The sequence below is a fragment of the Lysinibacillus fusiformis genome (genome assembly GCF_016925635.1).
Taxonomy (GTDB): Bacteria; Bacillota; Bacilli; order Bacillales_A; family Planococcaceae; genus Lysinibacillus; species Lysinibacillus fusiformis_F.
Genome location: NZ_CP070490.1, coordinates 4580406 through 4598437, shown reverse-complemented (window position 1 = coordinate 4598437; position 18032 = coordinate 4580406). Strand labels below are relative to the sequence as shown.

The 18032-nt window shown below is 36.6% G+C and carries 19 protein-coding genes; 11 read left to right on the top strand and 8 right to left on the bottom strand.

Annotated elements, in window-relative coordinates:
- Positions 1–50: 50 nt before the first annotated feature.
- Positions 51–1286, bottom strand: coding sequence for a sensor histidine kinase (locus tag JTI58_RS22725; protein ID WP_205443902.1), 1236 nt, complete (start codon positions 1284–1286; stop codon positions 51–53).
- Position 1287: 1 nt separating this feature from the next.
- The gene (locus JTI58_RS22720) at positions 1288–1953 is read right to left on the bottom strand and encodes a response regulator transcription factor (protein WP_205443901.1); all 666 of its coding nucleotides are present in this window, start codon (positions 1951–1953) and stop codon (positions 1288–1290) included.
- Between the two features lie 218 nt (positions 1954–2171).
- Here JTI58_RS22720 and JTI58_RS22715 point away from each other — a divergent pair, with 218 nt between their 5' ends.
- Together JTI58_RS22715 and JTI58_RS22710 are read left to right on the top strand one after the other, a co-directional pair.
- The gene (locus JTI58_RS22715; protein WP_205443899.1) at positions 2172–2723 is read left to right on the top strand and encodes a hypothetical protein; all 552 of its coding nucleotides are present in this window, start codon (positions 2172–2174) and stop codon (positions 2721–2723) included.
- A gap of 645 nt (positions 2724–3368) precedes the next feature.
- Positions 3369–3761, top strand: a complete 393-nt coding sequence (locus JTI58_RS22710; protein WP_205443897.1) for a RidA family protein — start codon at positions 3369–3371, stop codon at positions 3759–3761.
- A gap of 53 nt (positions 3762–3814) precedes the next feature.
- Here JTI58_RS22710 and JTI58_RS22705 read toward each other — a convergent pair whose 3' ends face one another.
- The gene (locus tag JTI58_RS22705; protein ID WP_205443895.1) at positions 3815–4060 is read right to left on the bottom strand and encodes a hypothetical protein; all 246 of its coding nucleotides are present in this window, start codon (positions 4058–4060) and stop codon (positions 3815–3817) included.
- A 430-nt stretch (positions 4061–4490) separates the two neighbouring features.
- On the opposite strand from JTI58_RS22705, the gene JTI58_RS22700 reads away from it, so the two are divergent.
- Positions 4491–5345 (top strand): malate synthase, encoded by an 855-nt coding sequence (locus JTI58_RS22700; RefSeq protein WP_205443893.1) that lies wholly within the window; start codon positions 4491–4493, stop codon positions 5343–5345.
- 360 nt (positions 5346–5705) lie between these two features.
- Here the strand turns inward: JTI58_RS22700 and JTI58_RS22695 are convergent, their stop codons facing one another.
- On the bottom strand, positions 5706–6749 hold the full coding sequence (locus JTI58_RS22695) for a DUF418 domain-containing protein (protein ID WP_205443892.1): 1044 nt from the start codon (positions 6747–6749) through the stop codon (positions 5706–5708).
- 97 nt (positions 6750–6846) lie between these two features.
- Entirely contained in the window at positions 6847–7797 is a 951-nt protein-coding gene (locus JTI58_RS22690; RefSeq protein WP_205443891.1) for a helix-turn-helix transcriptional regulator, read from the bottom strand.
- A gap of 99 nt (positions 7798–7896) precedes the next feature.
- Between JTI58_RS22690 and JTI58_RS22685 the strand changes: the two genes are divergently transcribed.
- Positions 7897–8427 carry a dihydrofolate reductase family protein gene (locus JTI58_RS22685; protein WP_205443889.1) on the top strand — a complete coding sequence of 177 codons (531 nt, stop codon included), beginning with the start codon at positions 7897–7899 and terminating at the stop codon, positions 8425–8427.
- 14 nt (positions 8428–8441) lie between these two features.
- On the opposite strand, the gene JTI58_RS22680 is transcribed toward JTI58_RS22685, so the two are convergent.
- Positions 8442–9449: a serine hydrolase domain-containing protein gene (locus tag JTI58_RS22680; RefSeq protein WP_205443887.1), complete on the bottom strand. Its 1008-nt coding sequence runs from the start codon at positions 9447–9449 to the stop codon at positions 8442–8444.
- Positions 9450–9581: 132 nt separating this feature from the next.
- On the opposite strand from JTI58_RS22680, the gene JTI58_RS22675 reads away from it, so the two are divergent.
- Positions 9582–10103, top strand: coding sequence for an AAA family ATPase (locus JTI58_RS22675; protein ID WP_205443886.1), 522 nt, complete (start codon positions 9582–9584; stop codon positions 10101–10103).
- 30 nt (positions 10104–10133) lie between these two features.
- Here JTI58_RS22675 and JTI58_RS22670 read toward each other — a convergent pair whose 3' ends face one another.
- Positions 10134–10955, bottom strand: a complete 822-nt coding sequence (locus JTI58_RS22670; protein ID WP_205443884.1) for a non-homologous end joining protein Ku — start codon at positions 10953–10955, stop codon at positions 10134–10136.
- Between the two features lie 106 nt (positions 10956–11061).
- Between JTI58_RS22670 and JTI58_RS22665 the strand changes: the two genes are divergently transcribed.
- Both JTI58_RS22665 and JTI58_RS22660 read left to right on the top strand, forming a co-directional pair.
- Entirely contained in the window at positions 11062–12879 is a 1818-nt protein-coding gene (locus JTI58_RS22665) for a DNA ligase D (RefSeq protein ID WP_205443883.1), read from the top strand.
- A 54-nt stretch (positions 12880–12933) separates the two neighbouring features.
- Complete coding sequence (locus tag JTI58_RS22660) at positions 12934–13380, top strand: hypothetical protein (protein WP_205443881.1); 447 nt, start codon at positions 12934–12936, stop codon at positions 13378–13380.
- A gap of 326 nt (positions 13381–13706) precedes the next feature.
- Here JTI58_RS22660 and JTI58_RS22655 read toward each other — a convergent pair whose 3' ends face one another.
- Entirely contained in the window at positions 13707–14669 is a 963-nt protein-coding gene (locus JTI58_RS22655) for an MBL fold metallo-hydrolase (protein WP_205443879.1), read from the bottom strand.
- A 137-nt stretch (positions 14670–14806) separates the two neighbouring features.
- On the opposite strand from JTI58_RS22655, the gene JTI58_RS22650 reads away from it, so the two are divergent.
- The 4 genes from JTI58_RS22650 to JTI58_RS22635 all read left to right on the top strand — a co-directional run bounded on the left by JTI58_RS22650 (position 14807) and on the right by JTI58_RS22635 (position 17797).
- Complete coding sequence (locus JTI58_RS22650) at positions 14807–16282, top strand: methyl-accepting chemotaxis protein (RefSeq protein ID WP_205443878.1); 1476 nt, start codon at positions 14807–14809, stop codon at positions 16280–16282.
- A 77-nt stretch (positions 16283–16359) separates the two neighbouring features.
- On the top strand, positions 16360–16584 hold the full coding sequence (locus tag JTI58_RS22645) for a DUF6199 family natural product biosynthesis protein (protein ID WP_205443876.1): 225 nt from the start codon (positions 16360–16362) through the stop codon (positions 16582–16584).
- Between the two features lie 36 nt (positions 16585–16620).
- Positions 16621–17094, top strand: coding sequence for a GNAT family N-acetyltransferase (locus JTI58_RS22640; RefSeq protein ID WP_205443874.1), 474 nt, complete (start codon positions 16621–16623; stop codon positions 17092–17094).
- 46 nt (positions 17095–17140) lie between these two features.
- Positions 17141–17797 carry a hypothetical protein gene (locus JTI58_RS22635; RefSeq protein ID WP_205443873.1) on the top strand — a complete coding sequence of 219 codons (657 nt, stop codon included), beginning with the start codon at positions 17141–17143 and terminating at the stop codon, positions 17795–17797.
- Positions 17798–18032 lie beyond the last annotated feature (235 nt).

Genomic DNA, 18032 nt, shown 5'->3' with positions numbered 1-18032 from the left:
TGCCATTCAATGGTTTATCCATCCTGTAACGATGAAGAGCCTACTTTTTATTAAAGAGGAAATTGAATGCAAAATGTTGTACCTTTTTCCAACTCGCTTTGAACTGTAATTGTTCCTACGTGATCTTGAACAATAGAATCAGCTATAGCAAGTCCTAGTCCTGTTCCGTTTCTGTTTCTCACAGCATCACTCCGGAAAAATCTATCAAAAATAAAAGGGAGGTCTTCCTTAGAAATCCCAATGCCTGTATCTTCAATGTAGATATATATCATTTTATCAGTTTGTAAAAGCTTTAGATAGATTGAACCTTTTTGTGTGTACTGCGCTGCATTATCTAATAATATATAAATTAATTCAGTTATATTATTTGAATTTCCAATAAATTTAACATTAGGTTGGATTTCTGTTTCGAAAACTATTGTTTTCGGTAACGCTCTTTTAAACTTCCTACTAATCGTTATTAGCAACTCTGTTAAGGAGATTTTTTCTTTAGTTGAATTAATACGATTTTTGTCATGTCGGGCTAAAAATAATAGTTTATCTAATAGCTCTTTCATTAACTCTGCTTCATGCTTTAAATCTTCGATTAATTCTTTACCGAAATCACTCATATTATTAGCTTCATCAGATTCTAAAATATCGAGTGAACTATAAAATACACTTAGCGGTGTTCTTAACTCATGAGAAGCATCTGAAACAAAATTTTTCTGTTTTTCAAGTGCATGTTGAATGGGGATCATGGCTTTTCCTGCCATGTAGTAACTTAAGAATCCAATTATTATCGTAAAAATTATAATTAAAACAATAAACAGTAAAATCATTTTTTGAAAAAAATGATATTGTGATGTGGTCGATTTGCCTATAACAATATATCCTAGGAATTCATCGTTAGTCTGAATGGGTTTCGATAAAATTAAAAGATGTCTATCACGCCAATTTATATTTTTTACAAAACGTTTAGAAGGGTTTTCCGTTTGAATGATTTTTTCTAGATCTTTAAATAAGCCTTGATAGTTTTCGTCACCGTGGACTAGTATCTGGTCTTTTGTATAAATATAGTAAAAATACATACCATTTGGGTTAAATTCTAATTTCCCTTCATTATCATTTTTGTGCTCAAAAAAATCATGATATTGTTCTTCGTAATAAGTTTCTAGTTCTTCTACTTGTTGATAATTCATTAGTTGAACTAATGAAAAATAAAGAATAATAAGAAAAGCAAAGAAAAAGCCTATAAAATAAATGGAGTTAAATAAAGTTAATTTTTTACGGGTTTTCTTAAACATGCTACCTCACTCTGTATCCTATACCTCTAATGTTTTCAATAATGGATTTTGATCGATTATAATCGATTTTTTTACGAACTAATTTTACTAACGCATCAAGGTTGTTGTTAGTCATTTCATGATCAAAGCCCCATACTTGTGTGTAAATTTGTTCTCTAGTAAGAACGATGCCTTTGTTGATAAAAAGGTACTCTAACAATAAAAATTCGTTTTTAGTTAATAGTATTTCTTGATTATCTTTATAAAGTGTCCTGGAATCCAAATATAACTTTAAATCATCAATTTGAATGATTTGATGAATGGATTTATTTTTTCTTCTTAAAATGGCACGTATTCTGGCTAAGAGTTCTTCCATTTTAAATGGTTTAACAACATAATCATCAGCACCTGCATCTAATCCACAGATGATGTCATTGCTATCATCCTTTGCTGTTAGTATTAATATGCCACCTTCATAACCATTTCTTCTAGCTTCTTTGCACACATCAATACCGCTTATTTCTGGCATCATCCAATCTAGAATGACTAGATCGTATGTATGAAACAGTATGTATTCTAATGCATGTTGACCATTATCTACAGCATCCACCTGATGAAATTCTTTTTGAATGATGTGAACAATGTTTTTTCTTAATCGATTATCATCTTCTGCTATCAGTATTTTCAACGAAGCTTCCCCTACCTTTTTTATATTCAATATAACTAATTTATAACAACTTTATGAAATCCACCTGAATTTTTTGTGCGACCAATCTTCTACTTATTCTAAGCTAAAAAAAGAAATTTTAGTTAAATATCGTAATTTTTTCTAGTACCATTTTTCAGATTTTTTTCATATTGGTTGCTTAGACTAATGTTGAACCTCAATATGGAAGGAGATCTCCTATGCGATATTTAAAAATTTTTGGGATAGTATTGGTAGTTATGTTTTTTTTGTATGATGTAAATCCCATCTATGCAGATGATATTTTTGAAGGAAAAGATGAGTATGATGATGAGTATAACGGTAGACAACAACATGAAGAAGGGCGATATGAGGACCTTGGTGAATTAATTGGTTGGTGTGCATTCATAGGAATTGGTGCAGCGGGTATGATTTTTCCTATTAGAACCTTCTTGAAGTCTGTAATTCGTACTTTCCCACAATCTAAAGGGCTATATTTACACGTAGCAAAGTTAATAGGTAAATATCATATTCTTTTTGGCACAATGGCATTGTTGTTAGGTATTGGTCATGGGATAATCATGTACTTTAATGAGGGTGAATTGGAGAATGAAGGAATCATTGGCTTGATTGCAATTATTCTTTTGTCAATTACTGCTATTATAGGAATCAATTTATTCAACTATAGAAAAAATCGAAGCTTACGAACAATCCATATCTCAATAGCTGCATTAAGTGTTATTACAGGAGGGGTTCATATTTTTATCTCTTAATTATGTAAACATGACTCGGCTCACAATTACTAAGCTTAACATTTTTGTTGCATATTGCATTCTTTTATATATATGTTGTATAAACGGCTATGGTATTTTTCAGCATAAGAATTCTACACCTCAGCTTAAAAAATACGATTGATTAGAGATAAAAGCTGCAATCAATATTACTTGCAGATGAAAAAAATTAGCTGTAATGCAGGGGTAACAATACTTAGTCAACATAAGTGCGACTCGACCCCAAATAACCAAAAAAACTAGGTACGCCAAAGAGGGGTACCTAGTTCTATTATGCAAAGGGACACTTGGGATGGAGTGACCCTAGTAACAATTTCGGAGGTGTAAGGCTAATATAGCTTTACACTACTATATATATGTTGTGATTACTATGGTTGAATAGTTAAATGCCTGAGAAAAAATCGATGATATGCAAAATAGTTTGGGTATTTCATTGATTGTATAGGATAGAAATGGTAAAGTGAACATAACTTTAGGGACAAGGAGGAGAATTCACATGAAAAAAAGAGCTATTCGTTTTTTAAGCATGGGTATAGGGTTCTCCACAGCTGTTTTTTTCTAAAATCAACAAACAAGGGATAAGTCTGCCTTTTTTAGAAAAAATACAACCCTAAAGGAGAAAAGAATATGAAAACAAACATATTACGTAAAAATCCAATGCAGGTACCTAGCCCTGTTGGGAAATATAGCCACATCACAATCATTCCGAAAGATGCAACAATGTATGTATTCTCTGGACAAATAGGGGTTGATCAAGATGAGCAACTGCCTGGAGGTCTAATTGAACAAACGATCAATACATTTAAAAATATTGAAGCGCTTTTAGCAACTGAGGGATTGGATGCTTCTCATGTGGTAAAGGTGAATATATGGGCGACAGAGGAGATTGATTGGTATCATTTCGATCAGCAATGGGAAGTAATGTTTGGTCATTCCTATCCCTCTATGACTATTGCTTATGTATCTGCATTAGGGCTACCAGATATAAAAATAGAGATTGAACTTTGGGCTGCTAAATAGCCTAAAAAACGACAATATCCATGTGGTATTGTCGTTTTTGTGTACAGACTGAATTAACGTAACATCCTTTTTAATTGTTTCATTTCATAATTTAATTCGTCAATTTGCTTTTGTAGTTTGCAAATATCATTGCTATTACTTTCGTTTTCCTTCAACTCATCCTCTAGAGCAAGACCAGCCGCAATGGTCGCTAGAGCGTCTCCGAGTGTTGTAATCGCCCCCGCAATGACAGCCAACTTAGCTGCTTGACTCACGGATTCCAAACCCTCACGATTCCGATTTCCTTTATTTTGCTTCATATAATCCTCCCTACAAAAAAGGGTATTATTTTCATTGTATGCTTAGGATAAGTAACAGGTGAAGAATTTATTGGCGTCAAATAGGTAACAAGGGAAAGTTGGATTTTAGAAGGCGTTTTTCAGAAGTCTATGGTCTTTTCTAAAATGATGCCAATGACATTCAGAGAATAAATAATCATTTTAACTCATGTAAAAATGGGTTGTCAATAATAAATTTGTAATTTTATTAAAAAATGTTATAATAGTATTACGATAATTTTTTATAAACGTATTTCGAATTCCGATGTCCTATTTTGCAGAAAGAATTTGGATACGTTTTTTTTTATTTTTTTAAACGGAAGAAAAATTCGAAATTGTTTAAAGAAGTTATTTAAAAAAATTTACTATCTAATAGTAACTTAATTTTTATTCCATAAGGAGGACTAGATGAATGAATCTAATTAATAAGAAAGTTACACACAAGCGTTTTGGCATAGGTAGTATAGTTAAACAAAACGATTCTAGTATTGAAATACATTTTGCATCAGAAAATAAAAGGTTTGTTTTTCCAGACGTATTTGGAAAGCACCTAACAATACATGATAAAAGTGATGCTAAGTTACTTGAGGAAATTATACAAAAAAAGGAAATTGAACGAAAAGAAGAAGAATCGCGGATGGAAGAGGCAAAAGAACTTCAACGGAAAGAACTAGTACTTCGCTTGGAACACGAAAAACTTATGAATAACCATAAACTTCATCCCGCATCACAAATGGTTTTTTGGTGTGACACAGAAGAACAGAATAGTTCTTTTTCAGAGTGGAAAGTTTTTTCAGGCATATTAAAGAGTGGTAATAACAAAGGAAAGCCAAACAAGCCGAGCCGCCTGCACCAGAATAGCGCTGTTCTATTAACGGCAAGAGAATCCAGCAAGCCTGAAAAAGATAGACGTATCTTAGGTGTCTATATGGTGAATGAAAATTTTGTCGGTAAGCTGTGTGAAGATGGACATATTCCTGCTCATTCAAAATACAGAATTCAACTGACAGAACAGGAATCAGATCAGCTGCTGTTCTGGCAATACTATATAAATGAAAAATTCCCCGAAAAAATGACATGGAAGACAGGTAAATATCGTTACTTTGAAAATTTATGGATGGCTCAAATTTTACTTGATATCATTTCGTTGAAAAGTGACCCAAAAGAACGAGAGTTGGCGCAACAATTCTTTAAACACTTTTGTAAAATGAATCAGATAACAGTTCAAGAATTACCAAAGCCGAATGGCGCATTAACACGTATTTAGACGTTAGGGGCTACGGATATAAGAAGAGACATACTCGAATGTGACGAAAGTGGCAATGAACAGCTAAATAGAAAAATAACTGCAATGAATACAAGTCACTGGATTTTAAAATCCAGTGACTTGTCTGTTTATCAAATGTTTTTTTATAGAAATAAAAGAAACAGCGTCAATATTGGATTAACGCTGTTTTTAAATTAGTCACTTCTGCATATTTCTGACCGTAATCTTCTGTATGCAAAAAGTGACCAAATTAAATGGGGATGTGTTTCTTGCTGAAGATATGAGCAAAGATGGAAAGCGAGTAGGGTACATTACCAATATATGACGTTTAACGCTATGCTGATAGGTATTTATCATTGACTATAAAGAATCTTTATTACTTTGTCTTAGGGGAGGAACTGTCCAATAGGTACCCATACGCCACAGCCATTCCATCGGGCCGAAGCGGAAAAAGTGTAACCATAGCTTGCTAAACAGCAATTGGCAAACATAAATACCAAGACAAATCCACAAAGATTCAATGTAGCGAAGATGCCCAATTAGCTGGAAGGCGTGACCGATTACTAGAATGAGTGCTGTTTGGCCCAAGTAATTAGTCAAGGCCATGCGCCCATATGCTTTTAATGGCGCTAATAGTCGCTGAAACAAAGTGCTTTGTAATAATAGGATGATTGTTCCCATATAAAATGTGGAAGCAAATGGGCTGAACTGTAGTCCGATTAATGCAAATTGCTCGATATTTGTACTATGTGCTTCTAGCTGATCCTTAGTCATATTATCAATATTGACAATGGCATCAGGCACATACAGCCATTGATAAAACCAGCTAGCAATACTAATACACCCCATAATAATCGTCACTAGCATAATTTTTCTTTGATGCATAGAGATATTTTCAAATAATCGATATTGACCAGCAGCTAGACCTAGTAAAATCAGTGGAAATGGCATCAAAATTTTAAGGCCAAAATAAGCAGTAATGGCTAAAAGAATGAACCCAATGATAACATTGATTTCTTTGCGCATTTTATAAAAAGGTAAGGCTACAAAGCCAAAGAAAGCATAGACAGTTAAGGCTTCACCTGGTTGGAAATAAAAATGTACAAGCCCCATAAGCAGTAAAATCAAAAGTCTACGACTAAATAAGGCATAGGCTTTTTCTCCCCTTACCTTGGCCCGTGATATAAAGAGATAAAATCCTATCCCAAATAAAAATGAAAAAATGATAAAAAATTTACCCTCTACAAAAAGTGTTAAAAAGCGGCTATAGGCAATGTCGTTCGCTAGCTTAGGTGGTTCTATCCACATTAATGCAGGAATATTGACTAAAATAATGCCCAGTAAGGCGAACCCTCTTAAATAATCTAATGTATCAATTCGTTTATTAATGTTGGTCGGTTGCAACGTTCATCTCCTCCTTCAAAACCAAGTATAAGGAAGTTTACTAAAAAGTAGTAACGATGAAGGTTACACGAATCTGACAAAATTGTCATCTAACAGATTAGGTCTCAGTTTGCTCAGGATATATCGCGAATAGCTCCTGTGCATGCTGACGCAAAAGCTGAATCAATGCTTGGGGTTCTTTAACAATCGCATGTTGACCAAGGCGAAAGAATAGGGAACTATTAAAGTGGAGCTCATTTTGATCAATCATCGTATCGATATAGCCTGTTCCATCACTTTGTCGAACAACAGCTTTTTCAAGATGGGGCTCACTTAAACATTGACGAACGCCTTCGCTTGATAATTCTACATATAAGCGAATAGGCTGTTGAGGCGCATAGTCACTTTCAAGCCACTGTTGCAAATTCATCGTCGTTTTATGGCTTTTATCACTGATCGTCATGGCATGAATACGATCGACACGGAAGAGTAATATTTTTTCATTTGGTAGCAACAATGCAGGCATATACCATAAGCCATCATGAGCGTACACGCCAATAGGCTGGATATGCTTTGATGTGATACCAGACTTTGATTCATACTGGATATGCAATTGTGACCGGTTGATGATCGCCTCTAAAACGTCTGTTAAGAGTGGCGTTGTAATGGCTCTTTTAGGATTCCAAAAGGCCATATACGATTGCAACGTATCCACCTTTTTCTTGGCCTCCTGCTGTAAGGAGTCATATAGTTTTTGAGAGACAGACTTCATTTCAGTATTAAAAGGTAAATCACGATAGTAGTGCAGAGATTGAAATGCAAAGAAAATGGCGACTGCTTCTTCCTCCGTAAATAAAATAGGAGGGAGGATTGCATTTGATAAAACAGTATAGCCACCATGTCTACCTTGCTCCGCATAGATGGGCAGTCCCATATCACTTAAATCTAAAAGGTAGCGATGCACTGTTCGCACTGAAATATTGAATGTGTCGGCAATTTCCTGCGCTGTAAATTTCTTTTTCGCACTGACAAATAACAAAATATCAATTAATCGTTTGGCTTTGGACATATTCTTTCACCTTTTTATTTAATCATGCCAATAGTTGTCATGTTTTATATTTAGTATAGAGATTGTACAAGAGATTTTCAAAAAAGAGGAGCTGACGAGATGTCACGAGAAATAGTGGTATTTATTGCAGGGAGTTTAGATGGATTTATTGCTAAGGAAAATGATGATTTGCAGTGGCTGGAAGAAACGGAGGGAGAAGGAGATAATGGCTACGCTGATATGTATCAAACCATTGATACCGTCATTATGGGAAAACGAACTTATGATTATATTCTAGAGCACAGTGATACGTTCCCCTATCCTGATAAAAAATGCTATGTGTTCACAACAGCTCAAAATGGGGAAAATGAGCATGTGACTTTTGTCCAAGAAGATGTGGTCACATTTACTAAACGATTAAAAGAGCAAAAAGGTGCAAAAATTTGGATGGTTGGTGGAGCAATTATACTAGATGCCTTTTTACAGGAGCAATTAATTGATGAATGGATTATTACCATCACACCACATTTACTGGGCTCGGGAATACCTTTGTTTACATCTCCACGTCCGTTCGAAAATTTAAGGCTACTGGAGACAAAGCGATATGGTCAAATGGTACAGATGCATTATCAGGTGAGGAAAGAGGCTTAAATCGAGCCTCTTTTTTAGTTGACAAAGGAACGATAGATATCGCCTAAGAGACCTTGCATTTGATGGACACCTGTATCGGTGTTAGACATGGCAACAAAGCCTTTTTCTAAATGAGGGTAGGACACTAGCATACATTGGTAGCCAACTCCCCAGCCAAGGGAGGATATTTCAAGCTGCTCGCCAGTACTATCAAGAAATACACCAAGGCCCATCCATTCCTTACATCCTTGAGGACGAATTAGCTCATGGATTGAAGATAATCCAAGTGTACCTTTTCCTTTCAATGCCTGCATTACCTCTAGTAATAATTTTGCTAGATCTGACGGTGTTGTCCATAATCCGCAAGCTGCATCGTATGGGTAGATTGGGTGTCTTTGGGCTGTTAAGGTGCCATCTTTATGATGACCACTTGCTGTATTAGCAGTTGGAACTTCGGAAGAAAAAAAGCTGTTTGTCATGGCTAGTGGTCGAAAAATAAGGTCTGTCACGAGTTTAGGAAACATTGAGCCTGTGGTGTTCTCAATCAGTAATTGAACGATGCAAAAGGCTGCATCGGAGTAATGAAATTCATGTCCCGGTTCAATGGTACTTTCGATTGGCATGCGACAATAAGGTGTTTTACCGTGTAATATATCGCCCATCGAAGGCATTTGTGTCAATGAAAGTAAGGGAGGAAAGCTGCCTTTAGGGTCAATAATACCTGCCTGATGACATAACAAATGTCGTAATGTTACTTTTTTTGCCCTAGTATAGTTATTATCTGGTATCTTCCAGGACGTAAGTTTTTGATTAATATCCTCATCTAAATCTACTAGTTCTTGCTCGACTAGCTTCAGCACTAAAATGCTTGTTAATAGTTTACTGATTGAACAGGCATTGAAGATGGTTTCTGTATTGATGCTGGTAGTTTTTCCGACCTCTAACAGCCCAAAGCACTCTGTTTTCTGAAGCTCTCCATCCTCTATATAGGCAAGGCTGAGACCAGCTACTTGTTGTTGCAGCATTTGCTCGTGTATTGTCATAAATAAAGAGTCTCCTAGTTTTTCCTTCATTATACCATAAATAGGAACTTATGTTCTGGAAATTTTTAAGCTGAAATTTATTGTATAATAAAGGAATTATTTCTACAAAGGTATATGTAATGGAGGGGTTCGATGACAAAAGGGTTTCCACAAAGAATACATATCATTGGGTCCGTTGGCAGTGGGAAAACAACATTGGCGAGGGAGTTATCTAAAACCTTTCAGATTCCTTATTATGAGCTTGATAATGTGGCATGGATTCGAAAGGAATCAGGAGATATTCTAAGAACAGATGAAGAAAAAAAGGAGCACTTACAAAGCATTCTCCAAACGAACAGTTGGATTATCGAAGGGATACATCAGGAGGAGTGGGTTGTTGATAGCTTCCAACAAGCTGATTGCATTCTCTTTCTTGATACACCTTACAAAGTTCGGATCTTTCGTATTATAAAAAGATTTATGAAACAAAAAATGGGCATCGAAAAAGCTCATTATCAGCCAACTTTTTCGATCTTCTTTAAAATGTTTCGTTGGAATAAACGCTTTGAGCAGAAGGGGAAACCTAGATTTTTTAAACAACAAAGTGATCTGTTAAATAAAATTTTAGTGATTCAGCAAAAAAAGGATTTGAATAACTTCCTTCAGCAATTTTAAAGCGTATCCCGAAATAAGGATACGCTTTTTTTAGGCATTTTTCTTTGTTCGTGTTGTCCGTTTTCTTGTAGCTGGCTTTTTCGTTTTTTCTAAGGAAGCCTGTAGCGCTGTCATTAAATCGGTGACATTTTCAGGGATTGGGCGTTGATTATCACTTGTAGCTATCGTATTCGTAGCTTTCTTTTCTTCAATTAGTTCTAATAAAGCATTACGGTAATCGTCTGTATATTTTTCAGGGTTGAATGTAGTTGTTAGTTGCTCCACTAACATGAGTGCAGTATCAAGCTCCTTTTGCACAACATCCTGTTCACTTGGAATATTGGGTACATCGCCAATACTTCTAACTTCATCTGGATAGTGAATGGTTTCCATCACGAGGGCATTTTGATAAACACGTACGATGGCAAGCTGCTCTTTTGAACGGATAATGATTTTAGCAATGCCAATTTTTCCTGATTGTTCTAATGTTTTACGTAACAATGAATAGGCTTTGGCGCCGGTCGAATCGGGCGATAAGAAATAGGTACGCTCAAAATAAATCGGATCGATTTCAGTTAATTGCACAAAATCAATAATTTCCACAGCCTTATCTTCATTTTCCTTACGCAAGTTTTCTAAATCCTCTTGGTCCAACACAACAAATTTATTTTTGGCATATTCATAGGCCTTGACGATATCTTCATCTTTTACCTCTTGGTTACAGCCCTCACAAACTTTTTTGTAGCTAATGGGCGTATGACAGTCTTTGTGAAGCTGACGCAATTTGACATCTTTATTTTCAGTAGCAGCATGTAGTTTCACAGGGATATTGACCAGTCCAAAGGAAATACTGCCTTTCCACACTGTATGCATTATTGTCACCTCGTTTTTCTTACTATGATGTATTTTGAGGTTTTTTATGTATCTTAAAATGAAATCTTCAAACACTGAAGATAAAAAGCAAAGAAGGTATTGTGGAATGAAACCAATGCTTTTAACGGAAACAAACGATATTCCTAGTGGAGATGAATGGCTATTTGAAACGAAGTATGATGGTTTTCGCTGTTTATTCGTTTGGGATGAAGAGCCGCAGCTCATTAGTAGAAATGGGCGAAATTTAAATCACTTGTTTCCTGAAATTTTGGCTTTTTGTCAGCAAATACATGCGTCGATTCAAACATTTTTACCCCTAACCTTGGATGGGGAATTAGTTTATTTACGCAATCATTACAAAAGTGATTTTGCCGTTGTTCAAAAAAGGGGGAGAATGCAAAATCAAGACGTGATTAACTCACATGCTAACTCATTTCCTTTTCGCTATCTAGCATTTGATGTTTTAACGCTTAAAGGAGAATCCCTCCATAACCGCTATTTAAAGACGCGGAAAGAGCAATTGGTCAAGCTTGCTGCGAAGTTTAAATGGCCAATCGTTGACTATGAGAATCCAACGCCTATCCAAGTTGTACATGGCAGTGAGGAGCACGAGAGCTTATGGCAGTCCATCAAGCTTTACAATGGGGAGGGCATCGTTGCCAAGAAAAAAACAAGTAAATGGCTGGAAAACATACGTTCAAATCATTGGTTAAAAATTAAAAATTGGCGTTATGTCACAGTCATTGTCACTCAATACGACCATAGCAATAGCTATTTTCATGGTGCAGTTTTTGAGGAGAATCAATTACGAGAAGTCGTTACGTTTAAGCATGGAATGACAGAGGAAGAACATCAAACACTTATCAAATTCTTTCAGACGAATGGAAAACGTAAAAAGGAGCTATGGGAACTTGAGCCTTCTATTTGTGTTGAAATTGCCTGTATTGATTTTGATGGTAGTAAGCTTCGGGAACCTAGATTTCATGCCTTTCGATTAGAGTTGTTACCTGAGGATTGTCATTGGCAGCACATGCAGCGTCAACTGTATCCTATCCCTGAATCAGTTTCTATCACACATCCAGACAAACCTGTATGGCCAAAAATTGATATTACAAAGGATCAATACTTGTCCTATTTGCAAAATATCTCGCCCTATTTATTGCCTTTTCTAAAGGACCGCCCACTAACGCTAATACGCTATCCGCATGGGGTTCCAGGTGAAAGCTTTTATCAAAAAAGTCGACCAGAAAAAATGCCTGATTTTGTGGCAACAGCAGTGATGGATGACATTGATTATATCGTGTGTAATAACTTGGAAACATTATTGTGGCTTGGAAATCAACTGGCATTAGAGCTACACATTCCATTTCAAACACAACATTCCCCGTATCCAACAGAGATTGTTTTCGATTTAGATCCACCCTCAGCACAAGATTTTTCATTAGCCGTTTCAGGAGCACTTGATTTAAAGAACATTATTGATTATTTTCAGCTACAATCCTTTGTTAAAACATCTGGTGGTAAAGGCTTACAGCTTTATATTCCTTTGCCAGCAAATTCGTTTACCTATGAAGAGGTTCGTGTATTTACAGAATTTGTTTGTCGTTTTTTATGTGAGCAAAAGCCGAATTTATATACAATTGAGCGTTTAAAAAAGAATCGTCATGAAAAATTGTATTTAGATTATGTGCAGCATGCAGAGGGCAAAACCATTATTGCTCCTTATTCCACTCGTGGCAATGAACTGGGCTTAGTAGCAACACCGCTTCTGTGGGAGGAGGTCAATGAAAACCTAACACCAGCGCTTTTTACAATTCCTTTTGTCATGGAACGCATAAAAAAAATGAGTAATCCCTTTCAATCGTTCCGTGAAGTAGGGGAGCAACAGGATTTTCAAGCTGTTCTAGATCGATTAAAGGAATGAGGACAGGGATAAGCCTCTTTATGAGGACAGGGAATGACCGCTGCTGAATGAGGTTTGGAGCGCTTTGAACAGAGAAGTGAGCGGGTTTACCTGAAAAAGGAGCGCCTCGAACAGAAAAGTGAGCAGGTTTACCTGAAAAAGGAGCGCTTTGAACAGAGAAGCGAGCGGGTTTTATCTGAAAAGGAGCGCTTTGAACAGAGAAGCGAGCAGGTTTACCTGAAGAAGGAGCGCTTTGAACAGAAAAGTGAGCGGGTTTTACCTGAAAAGGAGCGCCTCGAGCAGAAAAAAGAGCGGGCTTACCTGAAAAAGGAGCGCTTTGAACAGAGAAGCGAGCGGGTTTTATCTGAAAAGGAGCGCTTCGAACAGAGAAGTGAGCGGGTTTACCTGAAAAAGGAGCGCTTTGAACAGAGAAGAGAGCTGGTTTACCTAAAAAAAGAGCGCCTCGAACAGAAAAGTGAGCGGGTTTTACCTGAAAAAGGAGCGACTCGAACAGAAAAGTGAGCGGGTTTACCTGAAAAAGGAGCGCTTTGAAAAGAGAAGCGAGCGGGCTTACCTGAAAAAAGAGCGCCTGGAACAGAAAAGTGAGCGGATTTAACTGAAAGAAGAGCGCCTCGAACAGAAAAAAGAGCGGGTTTACCTAAAAAAGGAGCGCCTCGAACAGAGAAGCGAGCGGGTTTAACTGAAAGAAGAGCGCCTCGAGCAGAAAAAAGAGCGGGTTTACCTAAAAAAGGAGCGCCTCGAACAGCAAAAAGAGCGGATTTACCCAAAAATGAGCGCTTCTAAAAAAGAGGTGTCCCCAAAGTCATTGGAGACACCTCTTTTTCCTATTAGTGTGGAACCTGAGCATTTAGTTTTTCTAAGTAATCCAGTATCCCCATTGCTGACACAATGGTATCAAATGGAATGGTTTGATAGACAGGATGATCGGACGGAATGCCGTTTTCCTGTAAATAGCTGAATAAAAGTTCCTTTAAGCGAGCATCTAGGTAGTGAACTTGTTCCTGGAATTGACTTGATGCTGCTTGCGCTTTTCTACCTTCTTCTAGAAAGAACGGTGTCCAATAGCGCACCTGACGATAGGCTTCTGCTGGATTTTGATAGGCACCATAGTGACCGAAATATAACTCATTTGCTTGTAGCTTTTCATACAATTGCAGGGATTGTTCCATGGTTTCAGGATTGTACTGATTTGGAGAGGTCGACGGAATGATTAAATCGATCGCTTCTCCATCCATTTCAGGGTAGCGAACACCTGTCGTATCTCCTACAAATAAACCATTTGTAGCGGAATAAAGCATTGAAACATGATGTTTAGCATGGCCTTCTGTATGATAAAACGTTAAATGATGTTGTCCTAATTGAAGACGTTGTTCATGACTAATTTCAATAATTCGCGCAGCGTCAATGGGTACAATCGGATCAAAGAGTTTGTCAAATTCAGCGCCATAAACACTTTTTGCACTGAAGATAAGACGACTTGGATCAATCATATGGGCTGCACCTCGTGGATGAACCACTAATTTAGCATTAGGGCAGCTTTGCAAAAATAACCCTGCTCCGCCTGCATGATCTAAATGGATATGTGTCACGATGACATAGTCTATATCCTCTAATGCAATATTTAATTCCTGTAGCCCTTCCATAATATAAGGTACGGAAGGACTGGCAGAAGTTTCGATTAAGGCTATCTTTTCATCAATTAATAGATAGGAGCTTGTTCGCTGCTCTCGACCTAAATCATGTGTATCAATACAGTAGAAATTTGGTGCGATTTGTTGGACGCTGGTCAATTCAATTTCCCCCTTTTATTTCAAAAATAAGTAACTTATGCTTATAAATGCAATATTTAGCTACAAAAAGTAGTAGTTATACTATATAATAATAGAAAATTAAACTGAATGTCTATTCATTTTTTAGGGGGAAAGTAATGGAGAATAAAATTCGTTATGATACACGAAAAGTCCATCGTGTAAATTTGGCTATTATTTCAATTTTGGCCATTCTAATATGCGGACCTATGATTCTATCGAAGGGCATACATTTTTTATTTATTGGGCTAGCTGTCATTGCCTTGGCGGTGTGTAATTATTTTTTACCTATAAAAACGTATGTCAAAGGCTTTATTTTTGGCCTCATTCCATCAAGTGTTGTATTTACCTTATTTTTGCTTGATAGCTTTTCGTTAAATAAACATTATATTTTACTATGCACAGTGGCGATTATTGCACTGTATTTTAAAAAGGAATTGATCGTCTTCTTTGGCATTCTAACAAATCTTAGTTTTTTCATTTTATATATGGTTAACTCGTCATCATTGTTGGGGCCATTTGATGACACCATTGTCTTTGTGACACTTCTGGCGATTATGAATGGGGTCATTATTGCCTTTTATTTGCTGGCAAAATGGGGGAATGAACTGATTCAACATGCAGAAATCCAGCAAAATGAAGTACAAGCATCCTTCAATCAACTACAAAATACATTTCAAGAAATTGAAAAGAGCAGTCAGGCATTGGACAAACATGTCACGCAATTCCAACAAACCATGCAAAGGATTTCTGGCTCTAGTAAGCAAATTTTAGTAGCCACAGAGGATATTTCTGCAAGTATTCAGCAGGAGGCATCCAGTTTACAAATGATTCATGGCACAATGGGCGACTCTGTACATTTCGTCAATAAAACATTGACGATTTCGAAGGATACGGTCGCAAAATCTACGGAGCTACAAACAGAAGTATCGGCAGGATGGGATAAAATGCAGGATGCAATGACTCAAATGAGCGTCATGAGTCATGCGATGAGCTCTACTGCGGAAACTGTCAACGAGCTGCAACACAGCCTGCAAACGGTGGATAGCCTATTAAAGGGAATTACTCATATTGCAGAACAAACCAATTTATTGGCATTAAATGCGGCGATAGAAGCGGCTAGAGCAGGGGAACATGGTAAAGGATTTGCCATTGTAGCTGATGAGGTGCGTAAGCTAGCAGAGGAAAGTGCCGCTATTACAGTCAGCATTACTAATGTGACGAAAACTTTGTTTGAAAAATCAACAGAGGCTCATCAACGTTCAGATGACGGTGAAAAGGCGCTACAGCACGGAGAACAGCTTTTACAGGATGTCAGTCATTTCTTTAATAGTTTAAAAGATTCTTTTTCAGAAACGAATACAGATTTAACGAGGGGAATGCATGAATTAAGCAGTGCCATCTCACAATTTGAGGTGATCCAAATGCAAATTGAAAAACTGAATCACATGACTGAGCAAAATGCAGCTTCTACGGGTGATATTCTACATTCAGTGGAGGACGAAAATCAGCTTCTAGTAAGCATGACAGATACGACGAACCATATTCAGGCTTTAAGCAATACGTTAAAGTCATTAGTAATGGCAAAGGTATAAATAGAACCATTGATATTGAAATAAATGGTAGGGTAAAATAAGAATAGGATTAAGCATCCTTGATGGAGGGTATAGAGATGTTATTCATCTGCATTGTTTTATCTATACCTGTTTATGGTTATTGTATTTGGAGTTTGTATGATCCTGAGGAAAGTTCTTTATTCTTTGAGCGTTGGCGTTATAAAGAAACACCAGAGGTATCCGATTTGCAAATAAAATTGATACGGATTGGTAGTGTGTTTGCAATGGTGATAGTCACCATTTATCTCATTGTTGTAGCTGTCGATACATTCAGACCATAAAATCTGTTGTATGAGTTGAAAAGGAGGAGGGATTCCATGAACATTCGTAGTGTACAGAGTTCAGATTACTATACTTTATCTCCATTAATTGATAAGTGGTGGGGCGGCAGGAATATGTCAGATAAGCTGCCTAAATTATTTTTTGATCACTTTACAAATACGAGTCTGATAATGGAGAAGGATGGCGAAATTATCGGCTTCCTCATCGGCTTTTTATCGCAGTCCAAAACAAATGAAGCGTTTATCCATTTTGTTGGGGTCCATCCTGATTATAGAAAACAGAATATTGCAAAAAGATTATATGATGTATTCTTTCATGTTGTGAAGCAATACCATCGAAATATTGTGAAATGTGTCACGTCGCCTATTAACGAAGTGTCTATTGCCTTTCATACAAATATGGGCTTTAGAATGGAAAAAGGTGACAAAGTGATGGATAATATGTCCATTCATAGTAATTATGGTGGCGAAAAACAAGACCGTGTGTTGTTTTATAAGATTCTACCGTAATTTACTTTAGATAATTGGCATATAGTCCCCAATAAGGGGGCTATAAATGTTTATCAAAAAGATATTTACGTTATGGTTGCTACTTTCGATTCTTGTTTGTGGTGCATTTTTCTTTTTTCCAAATGCACCTATTCATTCTGCTGAAAAATCCAATGCTCCTCTGTCACGACCTAGCAATAATGAATTATTGCGTTATATTCAGCAATATCAATTTTTAATCAGTGAGATTTTTCATGCATTGCGCAAGGAATCCTATAGCTTTCAATTAGATTATGGGATTCTATCCAATGGGAAAATCGAGCTCCTTGTGTCATTACCCGCCAAGGTCGATCATAAGACAAAGCAACATATAGAAGAAACGATGTTGGGTGTTATAAAAGACAATGATTTAAACCCCATCTCTTTTCAAATAACGTTAAAGAATCTCTATGAGCCAGCAGAAGCGTTCTCGACTCGGCTAAGTTATAACGATGTAATGGCCAATCTATTTGAGACGATGATTGAACAAAATTTTGGCGCCTTTAGCATTGATCATAGTATTATGTCGGAGGAAATTCAGATAAGGATTAATTTAACAGAAGAGAAAAATGACATAGCTAAAAAGAAGGCTCAACAGTTAGCGGAAGACACAATAAAACAGCATCAATTTGATATAGAAACATTTTCTATTGACGTTCAAAATAAAATTAAAATTTTAGATTAGAAATTAAGACAAATTTTTGTATTATATGAAGAAAGGGGAATTCATACGCTATATGTGGCAAATGCTGTAGCTTTTTTAAGGGGAAAGTGTATCTAGGTATGATGTTCATTTTCAAGGGTGCGCGGTGAGGAGTTTTGATTCCTAAAAACGGAGCAGACCATTATGGTGATGCTCTTTTTTTATTTAAAATCTCAATAACCATCGAAAGCATCCCATATTAACTGGGGGTAAAAAT